The sequence below is a fragment of the Actinoplanes lobatus genome (genome assembly GCF_014205215.1).
In the GTDB taxonomy this organism is placed as follows: domain Bacteria; phylum Actinomycetota; class Actinomycetes; order Mycobacteriales; family Micromonosporaceae; genus Actinoplanes; species Actinoplanes lobatus.
Map to the genome: position 1 here is coordinate 6,752,795 of NZ_JACHNC010000001.1, position 18,476 is coordinate 6,771,270.

12 protein-coding genes are annotated in these 18,476 nt (G+C 71.1%); 10 read left to right on the forward strand and 2 right to left on the reverse strand.

Going from position 1 to position 18,476, the window contains the following annotated elements; translation table 11 throughout:
* The first annotated feature begins 95 nt into the window (after positions 1 to 95).
* From BJ964_RS31055 to BJ964_RS31095, 9 genes are all read left to right on the forward strand, one after another.
* A complete protein-coding gene (locus BJ964_RS31055) occupies positions 96 to 1,109 on the forward strand; it encodes an ABC transporter substrate-binding protein (RefSeq protein WP_188123992.1) in 1,014 nt (337 codons plus the stop codon).
* Positions 1,106 to 2,167, forward strand: coding sequence for a FecCD family ABC transporter permease (locus BJ964_RS31060; RefSeq protein ID WP_188123993.1), 1,062 nt, complete (start codon positions 1,106 to 1,108; stop codon positions 2,165 to 2,167). The genes BJ964_RS31055 and BJ964_RS31060 overlap by 4 nt, the downstream gene beginning before the upstream one ends.
* The gene (locus tag BJ964_RS31065; RefSeq protein WP_188123994.1) at positions 2,164 to 3,198 is read left to right on the forward strand and encodes a FecCD family ABC transporter permease; all 1,035 of its coding nucleotides are present in this window, start codon (positions 2,164 to 2,166) and stop codon (positions 3,196 to 3,198) included. The genes BJ964_RS31060 and BJ964_RS31065 overlap by 4 nt, the downstream gene beginning before the upstream one ends.
* Entirely contained in the window at positions 3,195 to 4,001 is an 807-nt protein-coding gene (locus BJ964_RS31070; protein WP_188123995.1) for an ABC transporter ATP-binding protein, read from the forward strand. Before BJ964_RS31065 ends, BJ964_RS31070 begins: the two co-directional genes overlap by 4 nt.
* Before the next feature lie 168 nt (positions 4,002 to 4,169).
* Positions 4,170 to 5,852 (forward strand): ABC transporter transmembrane domain-containing protein, encoded by a 1,683-nt coding sequence (locus tag BJ964_RS31075; protein WP_188123996.1) that lies wholly within the window; start codon positions 4,170 to 4,172, stop codon positions 5,850 to 5,852.
* Complete coding sequence (locus BJ964_RS31080; RefSeq protein WP_188123997.1) at positions 5,849 to 7,594, forward strand: ABC transporter ATP-binding protein; 1,746 nt, start codon at positions 5,849 to 5,851, stop codon at positions 7,592 to 7,594. The genes BJ964_RS31075 and BJ964_RS31080 overlap by 4 nt, the downstream gene beginning before the upstream one ends.
* Positions 7,595 to 7,674: 80 nt before the next feature.
* On the forward strand, positions 7,675 to 8,085 hold the full coding sequence (locus tag BJ964_RS31085) for an MmcQ/YjbR family DNA-binding protein (RefSeq protein WP_188123998.1): 411 nt from the start codon (positions 7,675 to 7,677) through the stop codon (positions 8,083 to 8,085).
* 217 nt (positions 8,086 to 8,302) lie between these two features.
* Positions 8,303 to 9,961 carry an ABC transporter transmembrane domain-containing protein gene (locus tag BJ964_RS31090; protein WP_188123999.1) on the forward strand — a complete coding sequence of 553 codons (1,659 nt, stop codon included), beginning with the start codon at positions 8,303 to 8,305 and terminating at the stop codon, positions 9,959 to 9,961.
* The gene (locus tag BJ964_RS31095) at positions 9,958 to 11,712 is read left to right on the forward strand and encodes an ABC transporter ATP-binding protein (RefSeq protein WP_188124000.1); all 1,755 of its coding nucleotides are present in this window, start codon (positions 9,958 to 9,960) and stop codon (positions 11,710 to 11,712) included. Before BJ964_RS31090 ends, BJ964_RS31095 begins: the two co-directional genes overlap by 4 nt.
* A 92-nt stretch (positions 11,713 to 11,804) precedes the next feature.
* On the opposite strand, the gene BJ964_RS31100 is transcribed toward BJ964_RS31095, so the two are convergent.
* Entirely contained in the window at positions 11,805 to 15,167 is a 3,363-nt protein-coding gene (locus BJ964_RS31100) for a CARDB domain-containing protein (protein WP_188124001.1), read from the reverse strand.
* Positions 15,168 to 15,599: 432 nt separating this feature from the next.
* Here BJ964_RS31100 and BJ964_RS31105 point away from each other — a divergent pair, with 432 nt between their 5' ends.
* Complete coding sequence (locus BJ964_RS31105) at positions 15,600 to 16,925, forward strand: IS701 family transposase (protein ID WP_456049055.1); 1,326 nt, start codon at positions 15,600 to 15,602, stop codon at positions 16,923 to 16,925.
* Positions 16,926 to 17,336: 411 nt separating this feature from the next.
* Here the strand turns inward: BJ964_RS31105 and BJ964_RS31110 are convergent, their stop codons facing one another.
* The gene (locus BJ964_RS31110; protein WP_188124002.1) at positions 17,337 to 18,320 is read right to left on the reverse strand and encodes an ArsR/SmtB family transcription factor; all 984 of its coding nucleotides are present in this window, start codon (positions 18,318 to 18,320) and stop codon (positions 17,337 to 17,339) included.
* Between the last annotated feature and the right edge of the window lie 156 nt (positions 18,321 to 18,476).

Below are 18,476 nucleotides of genomic sequence, written 5' to 3' on the forward strand. Positions count from 1 at the left end.
CCGATACCCTGAATTTGAGCGTCTTGTGGTGGAAACTGAGGTAAGGATTGCCTAAGTGGCAGTAATCAGTATATTCACCATCATCGGAGGCCCGTATGGCGACGACCCCGTCCATCGGACGTCGAAATCTTCTCTTCGGCGCGGCGGGTGTCGCGGCCGGCGGGCTGCTCGCGGCCTGCGGCGACAGCGCCGACGAGCAGAAGCCGGTTCCGGTCGTGTCCGTGGAGATCGGCGGCGGTAGGTTCCCGGCCACGGTCACCCACCAGTTCGGCAGCACGACCCTGGAGGCGGCACCGAAAGCGGTCGTCTCGCTCGGCTGGGCCGACGCCGACGCCCTGCTCGCCCTCGGCGTGGTCCCGATCGGCATCCTCGACTGGTTTCAGGCCTGGCCGACCGGTGTGGGCCCGTGGGCGCAGGACAGGCTGAAGGGTGCGAAACCCACCGTACTCAAAGGGCCGGAGATCAACTTCGAGAGTGTGGCCGCACTGCGGCCGGACTTCATCACGTTCACCAAGAGCGACAACGTCAAGGCCACCTGGGAACAGCTCGAGAAGCTCGCGCCCACGCTGTCCGGGCCGGCGAACACCCCGCCGTACGGCACCACCCTCAGGGACCAGACCGTGATGATCGCCTCGGCCCTGGGCCGCAAGGCCGACGGCGAGGCTCTGGTCATCGCCAATGACACGAAACTCGGCGTCGCGAAGGCGGCCAACCCGGAGTTCCAGGGCAAGAGCGTGGTCGTTGCGGCCGCGTTCGGCGGGCAGTACGGCGCCTACACGCGCGGCGACGGCCGCGTGCAGTTCATGGAAGCGCTCGGCTTCGTGAACTCCCAGAAGATCGAGGACCTCAACCCCGCCAACTACTACGCCCCGATCTCCAAGGAACAGGTCGGCCTGCTCGACGCCGACCTGACCGTCGTCTTCGGTATCGGCGCCGGCGAGGAACTCAAGAACGACCCGGTGCTCAACAGCATCCCGTCGGCCAAGGACGGCCGCATGCTCATCCTCGAGGACCCCGACCTGGTCAACGCGTTCTCCACCAACTCGGTACTGAGCACCCCCTACACCATCGAGCGATTCGTACCGATGGCGAAGGAAACTCTGGCGTGACGTCCACGGCCGAGCGGGCCGGATACCGACCTCCCCAGGAACGGGTCCGCGCCCGGGGCGGGCTCACCGCGCGTGCTCTGGGGCTGCTGGCGGCCGCGGCGGTTCTCGTCGCGGTCGTCGCCGTGAGCATCGCGGTCGGCGCCAAACCCATCCCGCTCGGCACGGTATGGGACGTGCTGTTCTCCCACGGCGCGAACACCGAGGACGTTCGGATCGTCTTCGACCTGCGCATTCCCCGTACGCTGATCGGGCTCGCCGCGGGAATCGCGCTGGGACTGGCGGGAGCGCTCATGCAGGCGCTCACCCGCAATCCGCTCGCCGACCCGGGCATTCTCGGCATCAACGCGGGCGCCGCGGCGGCGGTGGTGCTCGCGATCCGGGTTCTCGGCGTCGGCTCGCTGACCGGCTACATCTGGTTCGCGTTCGTCGGCGCCGCCGGCGCGTTCCTGGTGGTCTACCTGCTCGGCACCAGCGGCCACGCGAGCGCGTCACCGGAACGGCTCGCGCTCGCCGGCGCGGCCGTCGGCGCCGCGCTGCTGTCGGTCACCAACGCTGTCGCCCTGCTGGACACCACCACCTTCGACCGGTACCGGCTGTGGACCGTCGGGTCGCTCGCCGGCCGCGACCTCACCGTGCTGTGGGGCGTCCTGCCGTTCATCCTGGCCGGCACCGTGATCGCGATCGCCCTGGGACCTTCGCTGAACGTCATCGCGCTCGGCGAGGACACCGCCCGAGGGCTCGGCGCCAACCTCGACCGCACCCGGGTGCTCTCCGCGGTGGCCGTCACCGCGCTCTGCGGCGCCGCCACCGCCGCGGTCGGGCCCATCGCGTTCGTCGGGCTCGCCGTACCGCACATCGCCCGCGCCCTGGTCGGGCCGGACCAGCGCTGGCTGCTGCCGTACTCGCTGCTGCTCGCACCGATCCTGCTGCTGGCCGCGGACGTCATCGGCCGGGTGGTCGCACGCCCCGGCGAACTGGAGGCCGGCCTGGTCGCGGCCCTGCTCGGGGCGCCCATCTTCCTCGCCGTCGTGCTGCACCGCCGGATCGTGCCGCTGTGACCCGCCGGCTCACCGTCCGAGCACCCGGCATCGCGTTACGGCTCGACGTGCGCACCCTGGGGGTCAGCGGCGCGCTGCTGGTCGCCGCGTTCGCGGCCGTCCTGCTCACCGTCGTGGCGGTGGGGATCCGGTTGCCCCTGGCCGACATCGTCGAGATCCTGCAGGGCGGCGGCCGCCGTGCCGACCGGTTCATCCTGCTCGATCTCCGCCTGCCACGGGTCTGTCTCGCCCTGCTCACCGGCGCCGCGCTGGCCCTGTCCGGAGCGGTCTTCCAGAGCCTCTCCCGCAATCCGCTCGGCAGCCCCGACATCGTCGGCTTCACCACCGGCTCGGCCACCGGCGCGGTGCTCGCGATCGTCGTGTTCGGCGCCGGGCCGGCCGGTTCCGCCGTCGCGGCCATCGCCGGCGGCATCGGCACCGCCCTGATCGTGTACGGGCTGGCCGCCCGCGGCGGCGGCTCGATCCGGCGGCTGGTGCTCGTCGGGATCGGGATCGCGGCGATGCTGGTCGCGGTCAACAGCTACCTCATCAGCCGTGCCCGGCTGGACGCCGCCCAGTCCGCCGCGGTCTGGCTGGTCGGCACCCTCAACGGCCGGACCTGGCAGTACGTGTACCTGCTCGGCATCGCCCTCGCGGTTCTGACACCGCCGTTGCTGCTGCTGAGCCGACGGCTGCAGATGCTCGCGATGGGCGAGGACTCGGCACGCTCCCTCGGGGTTCCGGTGCGATGGTCCCGGCTGTCGCTGATGGTCCTGGCGGTCGCGGTCTGCGCCGTCGCGACCGCGGCGACCGGCCCGGTCGCGTTCGTGGCACTGGCCGCGCCGCAGGTCACCCGGCGGCTGACCCGTTCACCGTCGGTGCAGCTGCTGCCGGCGGCGATCACCGGGGCACTGCTGATGGTGCTCAGCGACTTCGTCGCGCAGCGGATCCTGGCGCCCGCCCAGCTGCCGGTGGGCGTGGTGACCGGCGCGGTCGGCGGGGTCTACCTCGCCTGGCTGCTCAGCGAGCAGTGGCGTAAGGGGAACGGATGACATCGCGGCTGTCCGGCTCGGAGCTCACCCTCGGCTACGACAACCGGGTGGTGGCCGAGCGCCTGACCGTCGAGATCCCGGACGGCGCCTTCACGGTGATCGTCGGCCCGAACGCGTGCGGCAAGTCGACCCTGCTGCGTGCCCTGTCCGGACTGCTGTCACCCCGGCACGGAACCGTCGTCCTGGACGGGGCGGCGATCAGCTCGTACCGGGCGAAGGAGGTCGCCCGCCGGCTCGGTCTGCTCGCCCAGTCGGCGACCGCGCCGGAGGGCATCTCGGTGGCCGACCTGGTGGCCCGGGGCCGGTACCCGCACCAGCGGCTGCTGCGCCAGTGGACCCCGGAGGACGAGTACCAGGTCGCGGAGGCGATGGCGGCGACCGGAGTGACCGAGCTGGCGGACCGGGCCGTCGACGAGTTGTCCGGCGGCCAGCGGCAGCGGGTGTGGATGGCGATGGCGCTGGCGCAGCAGACGAACATCCTGCTCCTGGACGAGCCGACGACATATCTGGACATCGCTCATCAGATCGACCTGCTCGACCTGTGCGCTGACCTGCACGAACAGGGCCGAACCCTGGTGGCGGTCCTGCACGACCTCAACCAGGCCTGCCGGTACGCCACCCACCTCATCGCCATGAAATCCGGGAAGATCGTCGCGGAGGGCGACCCGCGCGAGATCATCACAGCGGAGCTGGTGGAGCACGTGTACGGGCTGGCGTGCCAGGTGATCCCGGATCCTCAGACCCATACGCCGCTCGTGGTTCCCGCGGCCCGTGCCGCCCGCGGCGCCCGGTCGGCCGGCTGACCACACGCCCACCGGATCAGGGTCTTCGGCAGGCGACGGCGATCCACCATCGTCGTTTTGTTAGGTTCGCCTGCCCTAAACATCTGGAAAGAGGGGCCTACAACCGATGACCCTGCTGCTGGACCGGCCGGGCACCGTGCTCGCGCAGCCGGCCGCCTCCTGAGCCACATGGGCGATCATTTGCTGCGACCGGCCCTGCGGCGCCAGCGGGGCCGGCTGACGGCCGGGGTGGCACTGCTCTGCCTGCACCAGGCCGCCGAGGCCCTGGTGCCGGTGACCATCGGCGTGGTCATCGACCGGGCGGTGGCGACCTCGGACACCGGCGCGCTGCTGCTCTCGCTGGCCGCGCTCACCCTGCTCTTCACGGTGCTCTCGCTCGCCTGGCGGTTCGGGGCCCGGTTCTCGAACGCCGCCAAGGAGCACGAAGCACACCGGGCCCGGGTACGGATCACCGAGCGCGCACTCGACCCGCGCGGGCAACGGTCCGGGCTGCGGGACGGGGAGCTGCTCAGCATCGCCGCCTCGGACGCCGACCGGTCGGCCGCGGCGATCCGGACGGCCGGCAGCGCCGCGGCCGCCTGCACCGCGCTACTGGTGTCCGCGACGGCGCTGATCATGGTCGATCCCGCCCTCGGTGTGGGCGTGCTCGTGGGCGTACCCCTGGTGTTGATGTCCTTGCAGCGCCTCGCGCCGCTGCTCACCCGCCGCAGCGAGGCCCAGCAGGCGGCCCTGGCCGAGACCAGCGCGCTCGCCGTCGATCTCGTCGCCGGGCTGCGCGTGCTGCGCGGCATCGGCGCGCAGCACCACGCGGCCGGCCGGTTCGCGGCGGCCAGCCGCGGCGCCCTCACCGACACCCTGCGCGCCGCCACCACCAAAGGCCTGCACCTCGGCCTCACCAGCACGGTCAACGGGTTGCTGCTGGCCGCGGTGACCGGCGCGGCCGGATGGCTGGCGCTCAACGGGCGGATCACGGTGGGTGAGCTGGTCGCGGTGGTCGGGCTGGCGCAGTTCATCGCCGAGCCGGTGCAGACGCTCGGCTGGTGCGTGCAGTCCCTCGCGACCGCGCGCGCCTCGGCCCGGCGCGTGGCCAAGGTCCTACAGGCGGCGCCGGCGGTGCGTCCGGGCACCGCGAGCGCGCCGCCGCCGGCCAGCGAGCGGCTCGTTCTCACCGATCTCCGGTACGGGACGCTGACCGGCCTGAATCTGCGGATCCTCGCTGGTGAGACCGTCGGGATCCTGGCCGACGACCCACGCGACGCCGAAGCCCTCCTGGCGGTACTGGCCGGCACCGCGCCACGCGAGGACTACCAGGGCTCGGTACGGATCGACGCGGCCCCGGCGGAGTCGCTGCGGCTCGCGGAGTCCCGGCGGATCGTGCTCGTGGAACCACACGACGTGGCGCTGTTCGAGGGGACGTTGCGCGACAACCTGGCCGCCGGTACGACCGCTGACGACGACACCCTCCTGGAAGCGATCCGGGTGGCCGCCGCGGAGGACGTCCTGCACACCGACGGCCTGGATCAGGTGCTGATCGAGCGGGGCGCCAACCTCTCCGGCGGCCAGCGGCAGCGGGTGGCCCTGGCCCGGGCCGTCGTGGCCGCGCCGCCGGTGCTGGTGCTGCACGACCCGACCACCGCGGTGGACCCGGTGACCGAGGCGCTCATCGCCGAACGGCTCACCTCGGCCCGCCGGGCGAGCCCGCAGGCGACCGTGGTGGTGACCAGCAGCCCGGCGCTGCTGCGGGCCGCGGACCGGGTGCTGGTGCTGACCGGCGGGCGCATCCGCGCCGAGGGCACGCACGACGAGCTGGTCGCGGCCGAACCGTCCTATCGAGAGGCCGTGCTGCGGTGACCAGGATCCTGTTGCCCACCGCCACACCGCAGCGGACCTGGGCCGCGATCCGGGCCGAGTTCGCCCGGCTGCCCGGGCTCAGCGCGGCCGCGGCGGCGCTGCTGGTGGCGGCGTCGGCCGCCGGACTCGTCGCCCCCTGGGCACTGGGCCGGCTCGTGGACGATGTGATCGCCGAAGCCGGGTCGGGCCGGGTGGCCTACTGGGCCACGGTGATCGCGGTAGCGGCACTGGCCGGCGGGGCGCTGACCACCGCCGCCACGGCGAACGCGGCACGGCTCGGCGAGACGATGCTGGCCCACCTGCGCGAACGGGTACTCGACCGGGCCCTGCACCTGCCGTCGGCCACCCTGGAACGCACCGGGACCGGCGACCTCGTGTCACGTACCGGAGAGGACGCCACCGCGGTGGCGTCGGCGCTCACCGCGAGCGGGCCGCTGATCGTGAACGCGGCCCTGTCCGTCGTCCTCACCGCGGGCGGGCTGTTCGCCCTGGACTGGCGGCTGGGGCTGGCCGGGCTGGCGGCGGCCCCGGGATACCTGTTCGCGTTGCGCTGGTATCTGCCCCGATCAGCGCCCTACTACGTGAAGAAGCGGGTCGTGTCGGGTGAACGCACCCAGGCACTGGCAGGCGCCCTTCGAGGTGCGGCGACAGCTCGCGCCTACCGCATCGAGGAAACCCACGTGGCGCACGTCGCCGCATCCTCGGCGACCACCCGCGACCTCACGCTGGAGGTTTTCCAGAACTACACCCGGTTCGTCTCCCGGATCAACCGGGCCGAACTGATCGGCCTGGCGGCCGTGCTGATCGCCGGGTTCCTGCTGGTACGCGAGCAGATGGCGACCGTCGGAGCGGCGACGGCCGCGGCGCTGTACTTCCACCGGCTGTTCAACCCGATCGGGATCCTGCTGCTCGAATCGGACACCGCGCTGCAGGCCGGAGCGAGCCTGGCCCGCCTGGTCGGCGTCGCCGACCTGCCCGCGGCCCCGGTCGCCGACCCCGCCGATCCCGCGGTGACCGGCGGCGACCTCGACGTGGTGGTGGCCCAGCACCACTACGACGACGGGCCGGTGGTCCTCGCCGACATCACCCTACGGCTGGCCGCGGGATCACGGGTGGCCCTGGTCGGGGCGAGCGGGGCCGGCAAGAGCACCCTGGCCGCCATCGCCGCGGGCATCGTCGCACCGGCCGACGGCACCGTACGGCTCGGCGGCACACCCCTCGACGAACTGGGCGAGACCCGCACCCGGCAGCGGATCGCCCTGATCAGCCAGGAGGTGCACGTCTTCGCCGGGCCACTGCGCGACGACCTGCGGCTGGCCCGGCCCGACGCGAGCGACGGCGAACTGCTCGCCGCGCTCGACCTGATCGGCGCGACCGGCTGGTTCCAGGCGCTGCCCGGCGGCCTCGACACCCACGTCGGCGACGGCGGGCACCGGCTGACCGCGGCCCAGGCACAGCAACTCGCCCTGGCCCGGCTGGTCCTGGCCGATCCGGAGGTCGCCGTACTGGACGAGGCCACCGCCGAGGCCGGCAGCTCCAGCGCCCGCGACCTGGAACGCGCGGCGGACGCCGCCACCGCGGGCCGTACCACCCTGATCGTGGCGCACCGGCTCACCCAGGCCGCGTCCGCCGACCAGGTACTCGTCCTGGACCACGGCCGGGTCATCGAGGAGGGCGCACCGGACGATCTGCTGCGCGCCGGTGGCCGGTACAGCGAGTTGTGGGCGGCCTGGAACCGGTAGGCAGTGATTAGTCGTAGCGTGCCCGTCGCCTGTCGGCCGGGGCCAGTTCGCAGCGCAGCCGCGTGCTTACATTTTTTGGCATGGCGCACCCCATCATGTTCGACGACGCAGACCCGCTCCTGGTCCGGCTTCGCGCACTCGCCCTGGCCTACCCGGACGCCGCCGAGAAGATCTCCCACGGGCACCCCGCCTTCTTCACCACCAAGGTCTTCGCCTACTACGGAGGATCGGTGAAAGTCGACGGCGTCTACCAGCAGCATGAACATTCGCTGATCGTGCTGACCGATCCCGGCGAACGCGCGGCGTTGCTGGAGGACGCCCGCTGCTATATACCGGCCTACCTCGGCGCCAGCGGGTGGATCGGGCTGGACCTGGCTCGCGACACCGATTGGGACGAAGTCGACGAGCTTCTCGATGCAAGCTATCGACTTACCGCCGGGCCACGCAGGGTTGCTCGTCTCGCCTCCCGGCGACACTTCCACAGCCAGTGACATGGGTGGAGGTTAGCCCGACTCCTCGGCTTCCTCATGCGCCGCAGATAACGCGCGGGCGGTCTCGCCACTGAGGTCGTCCTTCGGTGCTGAGAAGGACACCGATGCCTCGACGCCAGCGCCATGAGGTTAGCCTGTCCTAACTTTATCGGGGGAGGGTTGGGGTGATCTCGGAGTGAGGCAGGATGACGCGCCCAGCGCCATCACTGAGCCGGACATGCGATGGACAGCGGGGAGCGTGGTCCGCTTCGCCTTCCGGCGTGTGCGCATGCAGGCCGGGCTGACCGTCGCCATGGTCAGCGTCCACCAGGTGTGCGAGGCGACCACCCCGGTGCTGGTCGGCCTCGCCCTGGACGGGGCGATCACCGACGGATCGGTGCCGGGGACACTGTCGTGGGTGGCGGCGCTGGCCGGCGTGTACGTGGTGCTGTCACTGTGCGGCAACGGCGCCGGGCCGGTCGGGACACGGGCGGCCACCCGGGCCGGGCACGACGTACGTCAGGCCATCGTGGCCCGCGTCCTCGACCCGCGCGGCCTGGCGAAACAGCGGCCCACGGGGGAGACGCTCAGCGTGGCCAGCAGCGACGCCGCCGTGGTGGGCGAGACCGTGGACGCCCTGTCCACAGGCGTCAGCGGACTCGTGGCGCTGGTGGTCGCGACGGTCGCGCTCCTGATCACCTCGGTGACTCTCGGGCTCGTGGCCCTGGCCTGCGTGGTCGTGGTCGTCTTCGTCGCGCCCCTGCTGGCCAGGCCGTTGCAGCAGCGCAGCGAGGCGCAGCAGGAGGCCGCGGCCCACAGCGCCGCGGTCGCCGTCGACATGGTCGAAGGGCTACGGGTACTCGGCGGCCTGGGCGCGCAGCGCAACGCCGCCGCCCGCTACCGCGTCACCAGCCAGCTCTCCCGCCGGGCCCGGATCCGGGCGGGCGCCGCCGAGGCACTGTTCGAAGGGGTCACCAGCACCATCGGCGGCTTCCTGCTGGTGGCAGTGGCCGCGGTAGGCGCCTTCCTAGCCCTCGACGGCGACCTGACGCCGGGTCAGCTGGTGGCCGGAGTCGGCCTGGCGCAATTCCTGGTCGAACCGGTCAGCCGGCTGTCATACGCCGGAGTGTTCGCCGCCACCGTCCGCGCGTCCGCCCAGCGCATCGCGGACCTGCTGAACACCCCGTACGCCGTCGCGGGCCCGGCATCGCCGGCGGACCGGCCACCACTGGCGGCGTCGCTCACCGTGTCCGGTCTCACCGGCGAACACCTGCGCGGTCTCAGCCTCGATGTCACCGAGGGTGAGCTGGTCGCCGTGGTCGCCGACAACCTGGCCGAGCGGGCCGAGCTGCTCGACGCCATCGCCCGGCGCCGGGAGCCGGCCGCCGGCACCGTCCACGTCGGCGGCGTGCCGGCCGAGACACTCCCACTCGACGTCCTGCACGCCCACGTCGCGGTGGTGCCGCACAACTCGGCCCTGTTCACCGAGCCACTGCCGGAGGTCGTCGGCGGCGACCCCGCCCCGTACCTCGCCGCCGCATGCGCCGAGGAGGTGGCCGCGCTGATCCGCGACCGCGGTTCGGTGCACTCCGGCCGTAACCTCTCCGGCGGCCAACAGCAACGGTTGTCGCTGGCCCGAGCGCTCGCGGCAGACCCGCCGGTGCTGGTGCTCGACGAGCCGGCCAGCGCCCTGGACGCCGTCACCGAAGCCGCCGTCGCGGCCGGCATACGCGAACTGCGGCGCGGCCGGCGCACCACGATCGTCGTCACGTCCAGCGCCGGCCTGCTCGCGGTCGCCGACCGGGTCGTCCTCGTCCAGAACGGCGCGCTCGTGGCCGAGGGCACCCACACCGATCTCGTCGCCGACGAGCGCTACGCCGGAGCCGTGCTGTCGTGACCGACCTCGCCACCGTCACCCTGCCCGTCGCCACACCCCGGCAGGCACGCCGCATCCTCGGGCAAACGCTGCGACCGCACTGGCGTGCGGCGTCGCTCGCCCTGACGGTCCTGATCGGCACCGTCGGCGCCGGGCTGTTCATCCCGCCCGCGCTCGGCACCCTGGTCGACATCGTCTACACAGGCGGCGAACACGGCGACCTGACCCGCCCGCTCGTCACGCTCGCCGTGGCCACCCTCGTACAGGGTGCGCTGTCCAGCGGCGGCTGGCTGCTGATCGTCCAGGTCGGTGAGACGGCGCTCGCCGGGCTGCGGGAGACCGTGCTCGGGCACGCGCTGTCGCTGCCGCAGGCCGAGATCGAACGCGGCGGCACCGGTGACCTCGTCTCCCGGGTCAGCAACGACGTGGACAAGGTCAGCGAGGCACTGCGCCGCGGCATCCCCCAATTCCTGTGGTCGGCGTGCGCGGTCGTGCTGACCGTGGGCGGTCTCGCCGCCCTGGATTGGCGGTTCGCCCTGGCCGGGCTGGTCTCGCTGCCGTTCTACGCCTGGGCCGCCCGGGGCTACCTGACCGTCAGCCCGCCGCTGTTCGCCGCCGAACGCCGCGCCGAGGGCGAACGCTCCCAGCAACTGGTGGAGACGCTCGGCGGGTTCCTCACGATCCAGGCGCTGCTGCTCGGGCCACGGCACCTACGGCGTACCGATGTGCGGTCCGAGGCCGCCCGGCGCGCCTCGATCAAGGCCATGGACACCACCGCCTGGTTCTTCTCCCGCATCCACCTCGGCGAACTGACCGGCACCGGCACCGTCCTGGTACTCGGCGCCTGGCTGGTCGGCAACGGTGACGCCACCGTGGGGGAGGCCACCGCCGCGGCCCTGTACTTCATCCGGCTGTACGACCCGATCGGCCTGCTGGTCAACCTGCTCGACGAGGTTCAGAGCGCCACCGCGTCGCTCAGCCGGCTGGTCGGCATCCTTCAGGTCGAGGCGCCCGCCCGGCCCGGCGGCCCGGAGCCGCGCGACACCACGCTCACCCTGCGCGGAGTCCGGTTCGGCTACGCCGACGGCCCCGACGTCCTGTACGGCGTCGACCTCGAAATCCGGCCCGGTGAACACGTCGCCCTGGTCGGCGCCAGCGGAGCGGGCAAGACGACGCTCGCCGCGCTCGTGGCCGGCATCCACGAGCCCCGTACGGGAAGCATCGAACTCGGGGGCACCCCACTCGCCGGAATGTCCCGTGCGGACCTCGCCCGGCACATCACCCTGATCAGTCAGGAGGTACACGTCTTCGCCGGCACCCTGGCCGAGGACCTGCGGCTGGCCGACGCCGACGCGACCGAGCCGCACCTACGCGAGGCACTGTCCCTGGTCGGCGCGATCTCCTGGGTCGACCTGCTGCCCGATGGCCTGGACACCCGGGTCGGCACCGGCGGGTTCGCGCTCACCCCGGTCCAGGCGCAGCAGATCGCGCTGGCCCGGCTGGTGCTGCGTGACCCGGCCGTCGCCGTGCTCGACGAAGCGACCGCCGAGGCGGGCAGCGCCGGCGCCCGAGAGCTGGAGGCATCGATGGCCCGGGTGCTCGCCGGCCGGACCGCGCTTCTGGTCGCGCACCGCCTCACCACGGCAGCGGCGGCCGACCGTGTCGTCATCATGCGAGACGGACAGATAGTCGAGCAGGGCCCGCCGAGCGAACTGGCCACCCGCGGCGGGCCGTACTCCGAACTCTGGCACGCCTGGCAGACCCATCGGTAGCCGACCCGTCGAAGGCCCCCGGCGACTCCCGGACCAACCCGATCGGAGCGGCGTGGGGTGGCTGGGCGCAGGGACCGGCCACCCCACGCCGATCAGCTGCCGGAGATGGTGAACTGGGAGCCAGGCTGGATGACGACGTCGCCGTCGGCCGAGTTGGTGATGGTGACGTTGGACAGGCTCGCGTTGCCTCGGGCGCCGCTCATCGCGAGGATTCCGGCGCCGTTGTTCGACCTGTCGATGCGTACGTTGGTGATGGCGACGTTCGGCATGTTGCCACCGCCGTTCTTGAACTGGATTCCGTCGTACGTCGAATCGATGATGTCCGTGTCTCTGATGGTGACGCCGGTGATGTCCTTCGTGGAGGGGAACAGCGTGATCGCGCCGAACTCCTGGTCCTCGTTCCAGAACGCGCCGCCGGTCCGGTAGAGGCCGTTGTTGGCGATCAGTGTGGTGCCGGAGAACGGCAACGGGCTGTGGTCGGTCGCCAGCATGATGCCCGGGTAGTTCGCGGTGTCGTAGACCAGGTTGTTCTCGGCGGAGTTGCCGTAACCGCCGTAGATGGCGATGCCGTTCGCCCGCCAGGGCAGCTGGACGGTGTTGTTCAGGAAGTGGTCGTCATGGTCGATGTCCACGTTCTGGTCCTTGACGTAAGGGTTGGCCCAGATGGCCAGCGCGTCGTCACCGGTGGTCCGGAACGAGGAGTTGAAGACCCGCGAGTTGCGTGTGCCGTTGGAGAAGTTGATGCCATCGGCGTACGTGTCGCGAATCCGCATGCCGGTGAACTCCACACCGTCGCCCGGGTTCCAGTAGGCGGGCGTGTCCGAGTAGTCGCGGCCGACCCAGGCGCCGACGTTGACGTGCTCGATCCACACGTTGCTGATCTTCGTGTTCTTGCCGAATCGACCGTTGAGGCCGTGGCCCCGGTTGGCCCGGTTCTGTGTGTTGCCGAAGATCGCCAGGTCGGAGATCTGGGTGTTGTCGTCGATGTCGAAGCCGACGTTGCCCTCATGCGGGTGGTTGATGTTGCCGGCCACGTTCTGCGGCTGCGTGTTCGTGTACAGCTGGGTGTGCCACATGCCGGCGCCGCGGATGACGACGTTGCGGATGCCCTTCTGGTTGTACTGGCCGCGGGCCGGGTCCGGCGAGAGGATCTTCTGCTCCTGCCGCCATTGGCCGGCCGGGATCCAGACGCACGGGATCACGCCGTTCTCGTCGTCGGTCACCGCCCTCTGGATGGCGGCCGTGTCGTCGAGACCGTCGTTCGGTACCGCGCCGTAGCTGGTGATCGAGACGCAGCCGGCCGGCTGGCTCAGCGCCGTCGCGACCTGCTCCAGATCGATCAGGTCGATGATGTAGAAGCTCGCCGAGTCGCCCGAGTCGCGCTGCAACTTGAACCGGGTACCCGCCGGGTACGACTGGCCCAGCAGCGCGTTCGACTCGTCGAACAGCCGCCGCGCGTCGGCCTGCGGGGTGTTGGAGAGCGACTCGGTGTCGTCGGTGGTGCCGTACAGCCAGCTGTTACGCGAGCTGAACGTCAGCTTCCGGTCGAACACGTCGTTGATGTACAGGCTGATGGTCCAGTCCTGGCCGCCGCCGCCCGCGGCGTCCGGCACCGAGTTGCGGACCACGATCGAGTTGCTCTGGTTGGTCGAGGTGAACTCGACGAACTGACCGGTGCTGTTGAGGCGCACCGACTGCCGGCCGGAGGACTCCGAGGCGAAGTTGGTGTGCCCGAAAGTGCGCAGCGCGTCGGGTTGCAGCAGCGTGCCCTGGTAACGGGCGGCCTCCGCCTCGTACTCGACGTACGGCACGGCGGCGCCGCGGCCGACCACGATGGAGCGGGACAGCGTGTTGTTGTTCTCGTTGGTCTCGGTGACCGCGCCGGCCGAGTCGGCGGTGGCGACGGCGGTGGCGCCGCCACTGACCGCGGTCCAGGTGCCGCCGATGGTCACGGTCGTGGTGGCGCCGGCCGCGATCGCCGGGGTGGCCCCGGTGAGCGTGGCGGTACCGACGGCCACGCGGGTGGTGCTGGCCCCCGCGGCACTGGTGCCCCGGTTCTGTACGGCGACGGTGAAACTGACCGCCGCGCCGACCGCCGGGTTGGCCGGGCTCAGGTTGATCGCGGTGACCTGCAGATCAGGGCCTGGCGCCTGGGCGACCACCAACTGCGTGGTCGCGGTGTAGGTGTTGTTGTCGTTGTTCGACTCGGCCACGGTGTTCGCCGGGTCGACCGTCGTCGAGACGGTGTAGGTGCCCAGCGCCCGGGCGCCGGCGTTGCCGGTGACGGTGGCCGAGGCGCCGGCGGCGAGAGCGGGCACATCCGCGCCGGCCACGACGGTGCCGCCGAGCTTGAAGTCCACCTTTGTCGCCGCCGAGGCCACCGTGCCCGAGTTACGGACGGCGGCGGTCAGGGTGATCGCGGACGTCTCGTCGGGGGCGGCCGGGCTCCAGGTCGTCGAGGTGACGACCAGGTCCGGGGCGGGGGCCCAGGCGCCGATCACCTGCAGCTCGGCGACCTGGCCGCCGGGCGCGCCGGTGTTGCCGAAGAACTGCAGCCGTACGTCCGACGCCCTGCCGCTGACCGGGATGGTCACCGAGTTCTGGCCGGTCGACGGGCTGAAGCCGTAATCCGCGCGGGCCTTCAGCTCGGTGAAGTCGCCGGCCGAACCGGCCCGGCCGAGCACCTGAATGTTCTGCGTACGCGGGCCCCAGACCGGATCCGGGTTGAGCTTGACGACGATACCGGTGACATTCGCGTCGGCGCCGAGCTTCACGGTCAGCGTCGCCGGGAAGCCGGCCGACTCCCAGTAGCTGGTCACGTTGCCGTCGTTGGCGTTGGTCGCCACGAAGTTGAAGGTCGCCGAGGAAGCCTCGATCGCCTTGCCGCCGGCCAGGTCCGCGCCGGCCGGCGGGTCAGGGTCGGGGTCGACCGGGCCGGCCACGCCGTAGATTTCAAGCTCCGCGAGCTGTCCGGCCGGCCAGCCGGTGTTGGCGGTGATGTGCACCCGCACGTAGCGGACGGTCGCCGCGGTGAAGTTGATGGTGACGACGTTGCCGGTGGCCGGGTCGAAAACCCGCCCAGCCGAGGCCGAGAGCGTGCTGAACGATGAGCCGTCGGTGCTGCCCTGGACGCTCAGCGTCTGGGTACGGGTGGCCCAAGCCGCAGCGGGCGGCAGTTTCAGCACCACCTGGTCGATCGCGACACTGCTGCCGAGATCGACTCGGATCCACTGCGGAAAGACATTGTTCGGGCTCTCCCAGTAGGAGCTCTGGTTGCCGTCGTTGACGGCGGATGCGGGCTGTGCCCCGAGGGCGCCGCTGGCGGTGACCGCCTTGCCGATGGCGAGGTTGGTCCCGCCGGCCGCCTTCGCGGCGACCGGCGGCGTGCCCAGGACGGCCAGGCCGGCCGCGAGGGCCAGGCTGACCAGCCTTCGGCTGAGGGTTATCGGCTTCATGAAGTCCGTCCTGTCGGACCGGTGCAGGGGCTTACGCCGAGGCGGGTGCCGGTGCACCGAGAGGGATGGGTGGGGGAGGGGCGACCGGAGGTGCAATTTTCCAGCAGGGCATTGAAAATTTTCGTGCCTCTGCTCAGTTCTTGCTGTCGATGGCGTCCAATGTTTCAGATGTGTCATCGATTCGTCAACGTCGTTGTCCCCGGCGCGGCAATCGGCGCCCGACACTCCGCTGACGGTCCGGCCCGCGGGCCTCTAAAGATCGACAACCTCACACGTCCAGCCGGACCACGAACTCGGAAACCCGCGTTCGCAACGCTGCGCCGCGTGCTAGTACGGCAGCCGCCGTTCGTGAGGTGACCTCGGATCCCGCGGGAACGAGGACGGCCACCGCATGATCGTCTGTGCGTTGTGGACACAACATCAGACCTTGCGGTGGCCGAGAGCCACAGCGTAGAGCCTGCCCAGTGGCGACGAACCATCGACCTGGTCATCGACTCGTTCGCCGGCCGGTTCTGCCGGGTAGAGCCTCGCCGGGCGGCGGGCGGGTTCGTCACCGGACTGCTCGCCGACCTGGAGATTAAGACCTGCTGGCAGGTCGCTGAGCAGGCCGGACATGCCCGGCCGGATGCGATGCAAAGGTTGCTCTACCGGGCCAAGTGGGACGCCGACGCGGTGCGTGACGACGTGCGTCAGGTCGTCGTCGACCGGCTCGGTGACCCCGACGGTGTCCTCGTCGTCGACGAGACCGGCGATCTGAAGAAGGGCGTGCACTCGGTCGGTGTCCAGCGTCAATACACCGGAACCGCTGGGCGGATCGAGAACGCGCAGGTCGGAGTGTTCCTGGCCTATGCGAGCAGACACGGTCACGCCCTGATCGACCGCAGGATCTACTTGCCGAAGTCCTGGACCGACGACCGCGGGCGGTGCGAGCAGGCCGGGATCCCGGAAAAGATCACGTTCGCCACCAGGTCCGAGCTGGCCGACGACATGATCACCGCCGCCGTGAATGCCCTGGTCCCGGCCCGGTGGGTCGCCGCGGACGAGGCGTACGGCAACAACACCCGACTCCGCAGTGAGCTGCGCGAACTCCGCCTTGGTTACGTCCTGGCGGTCTCCTGCGATCACCTCGTGCCGATCGACAGCGGGAAAATCCGCTGCCGCGCTGACCGGCTGGCTGCCGATCTGCCCGCCACCGGCTGGACCCGGCGCAGCGCCGGCGAGGGCTCGAAAGGCCCACGGTTCTACGACTGGGCCTGGCTGGCCGACGTCGGCGCTGACGGTGATCCCGACGACGACGGCCGGCACAGCCTGCTGATCCGCCGCAACAACACCACCGGTGAGCTGGCCTTCTACCGCTGCTGGGCACCGGGCCCGGTCACACTCGCCCAGCTGGTCCGCGTGGCCGGAGTTCGGTGGATCGTGGAAGAGAGTTTTCAGGCCGGAAAAGGGCAGGTCGGGCTGGACCAGCACCAGGTCCGCCGCTGGACGTCCTGGCACCGGTTCACCACCCTTGCCCTGGCAGCGCTCGCGGTCCTCGCGATCTGTACCGCCGACGCCCGATCGGCGGACCGTCCCGCTCAGCCCGACATGATCGACCTGACCGTCAACGAGATCCGCCGCCTGATCAACGTCCTACTGATTCGGCCGACGCGCAGCATCGCCTACCGTTTGCGCTGGTCACATTGGCGACGCCGCCACCAAGCACGAGCCAGACGAGCTCACTACGCCCGCCGCCTCACCCTCGAACTCCAGCCATGATCACGAATGGCGGCTGCCGTACTAGCGGACACGCGAAGATCCTTGTCGGTGCTCACTAGTCATCGAGGTATCCCGTGCATCCGCGACGACTCACGGCCGCAGCCGCCGGCCTGCTCGTCGCCGCCTCGTTCCTGATCACCCGCCTGGGCAATGTCCCGATCAACGCCCGGATCAAGATCTGGGCCGTCACCACACCACCACCGGTGGGAGAGCTACAACAACGCGCGTACGCTGACCGCCTTCGTTCTGAGCCTCGGGCTTACCCGGTACCCCGCCGACAGCCGACCTCCGTCAATCAGTCGGCGATGAGGAACTGCTCGCAGAAGTCGGTGAACGCCTGCGACCAGAAAACTCCCTGGTACGCGCGGTTGCGGCGGAGCGGCACCGACGGCATGTGTCACTGTCCTTCGCCTACGTGGTCAGGGCGGCGAGCAGGGTCTCGGCGACCGTGGTGCGGGCGTAGAGCACGAACCGGCCGGTGCGGTGCGCGCTGACCAGGCCGGCCGTGCGCAGGGCGGTGAGGTGCTGGGAGACGCCACCGGCCGTCAAGCCGGTGCGCAGTGACAGATCCTGGGTGGACGACGGCATGCCCAGCTCGGTCAGCAGCAGCGCCCGGGAGCGGCCGATTACTCCGGACAGTGCTCGGGATGGGTCCGCGGTGCGCTGCTCCCAGAGGCCGGCGACGCCGCGCGGCGGGTAGCGCAGGGTCGGCTGCCACGGGCTGTCGAGCTTGGCGAAGACCCGGGGCCAGACGAAGACCGACGGGACCAGCAGCAGGCCGCGCCCGTCCAGGGCGACGGTGCGCCGGTGGTAGTCGTTGAGGACCGACAGGGTGCCGGCCGACCAGGTGACCCGCGGGTCGAGGTCGGCGAAGAGCCGCCGGGTGCCGCCCTCGACGAGCTGCCGGGCCCGGTGGTGGACGTCGCCCTGCAGCAGGGTGAGCATGCGCGGCCAGTGCGGGGCGAGGGTGAGTTCCCAGTATGCCCGGATCACCTCGGTCAGGGCGGCGAGGCCGGCTTCCGGGTCGGCGTGCAGCCCGTCCAGGGCGGGTGGGCGGCCGTCCGGCAGCGCGTCGAGCCCGGAACGCACCCGCTGTGGCGCGGTGCCGGCCAGTGCGGCCAGTTCGAGGTCCAGGTCGGGGCCGGGCAGTGACGGCGGCGGGCTGAGGAAACCGGGGAGCACCCGGGTCGGGACCGGGATCAGGGCGTCGAGCAGGCTCCAGTCGAGCCCGCCGGTGGCCAGCCGGTCGCGGGCCTCGGCGGCCCAGCCGGAGTGCAGCGGGTGGTCGGTGGGCGCCTTGAGCACCCGGACGCTGGCCACCACCTCCCACAGCGGGGAGATGGCGAAGTGGACGTGGGCGAGGTCGTCGGCGGTGAAGGACAGTTCGATCGCCAAGCCTCACCTCCCGGTGGATTCAGCCCATTCTAAATCGCTGGGTGCCGGCGAGCGGTGCACGTCATGGTCTGGGTGCCGACCCGCTTCCGGATCGTCAGGGGTGCCGGATGCGGCGTTCGAGACGCTTTTTCGGCTCGTCTGAGGACGGCCGTCACA

Bases quoted from the DNA above. Each gene is read 5' to 3' on its own strand.
- BJ964_RS31055 (WP_188123992.1), top strand. From the start codon at position 96: ATGGCGACGACCCCGTCCATCGGACGTCGAAATCTTCTCTTCGGCGCG.
- BJ964_RS31070 (WP_188123995.1), top strand. From the start codon at position 3,195: ATGACATCGCGGCTGTCCGGCTCGGAGCTCACCCTCGGCTACGACAAC.
- BJ964_RS31075 (WP_188123996.1), top strand. From the start codon at position 4,170: ATGGGCGATCATTTGCTGCGACCGGCCCTGCGGCGCCAGCGGGGCCGG.
- BJ964_RS31085 (WP_188123998.1), top strand. From the start codon at position 7,675: ATGGCGCACCCCATCATGTTCGACGACGCAGACCCGCTCCTGGTCCGG.
- BJ964_RS31090 (WP_188123999.1), top strand. From the start codon at position 8,303: ATGCGATGGACAGCGGGGAGCGTGGTCCGCTTCGCCTTCCGGCGTGTG.
- BJ964_RS31100 (WP_188124001.1), bottom strand. From the start codon at position 15,167: ATGAAGCCGATAACCCTCAGCCGAAGGCTGGTCAGCCTGGCCCTCGCG.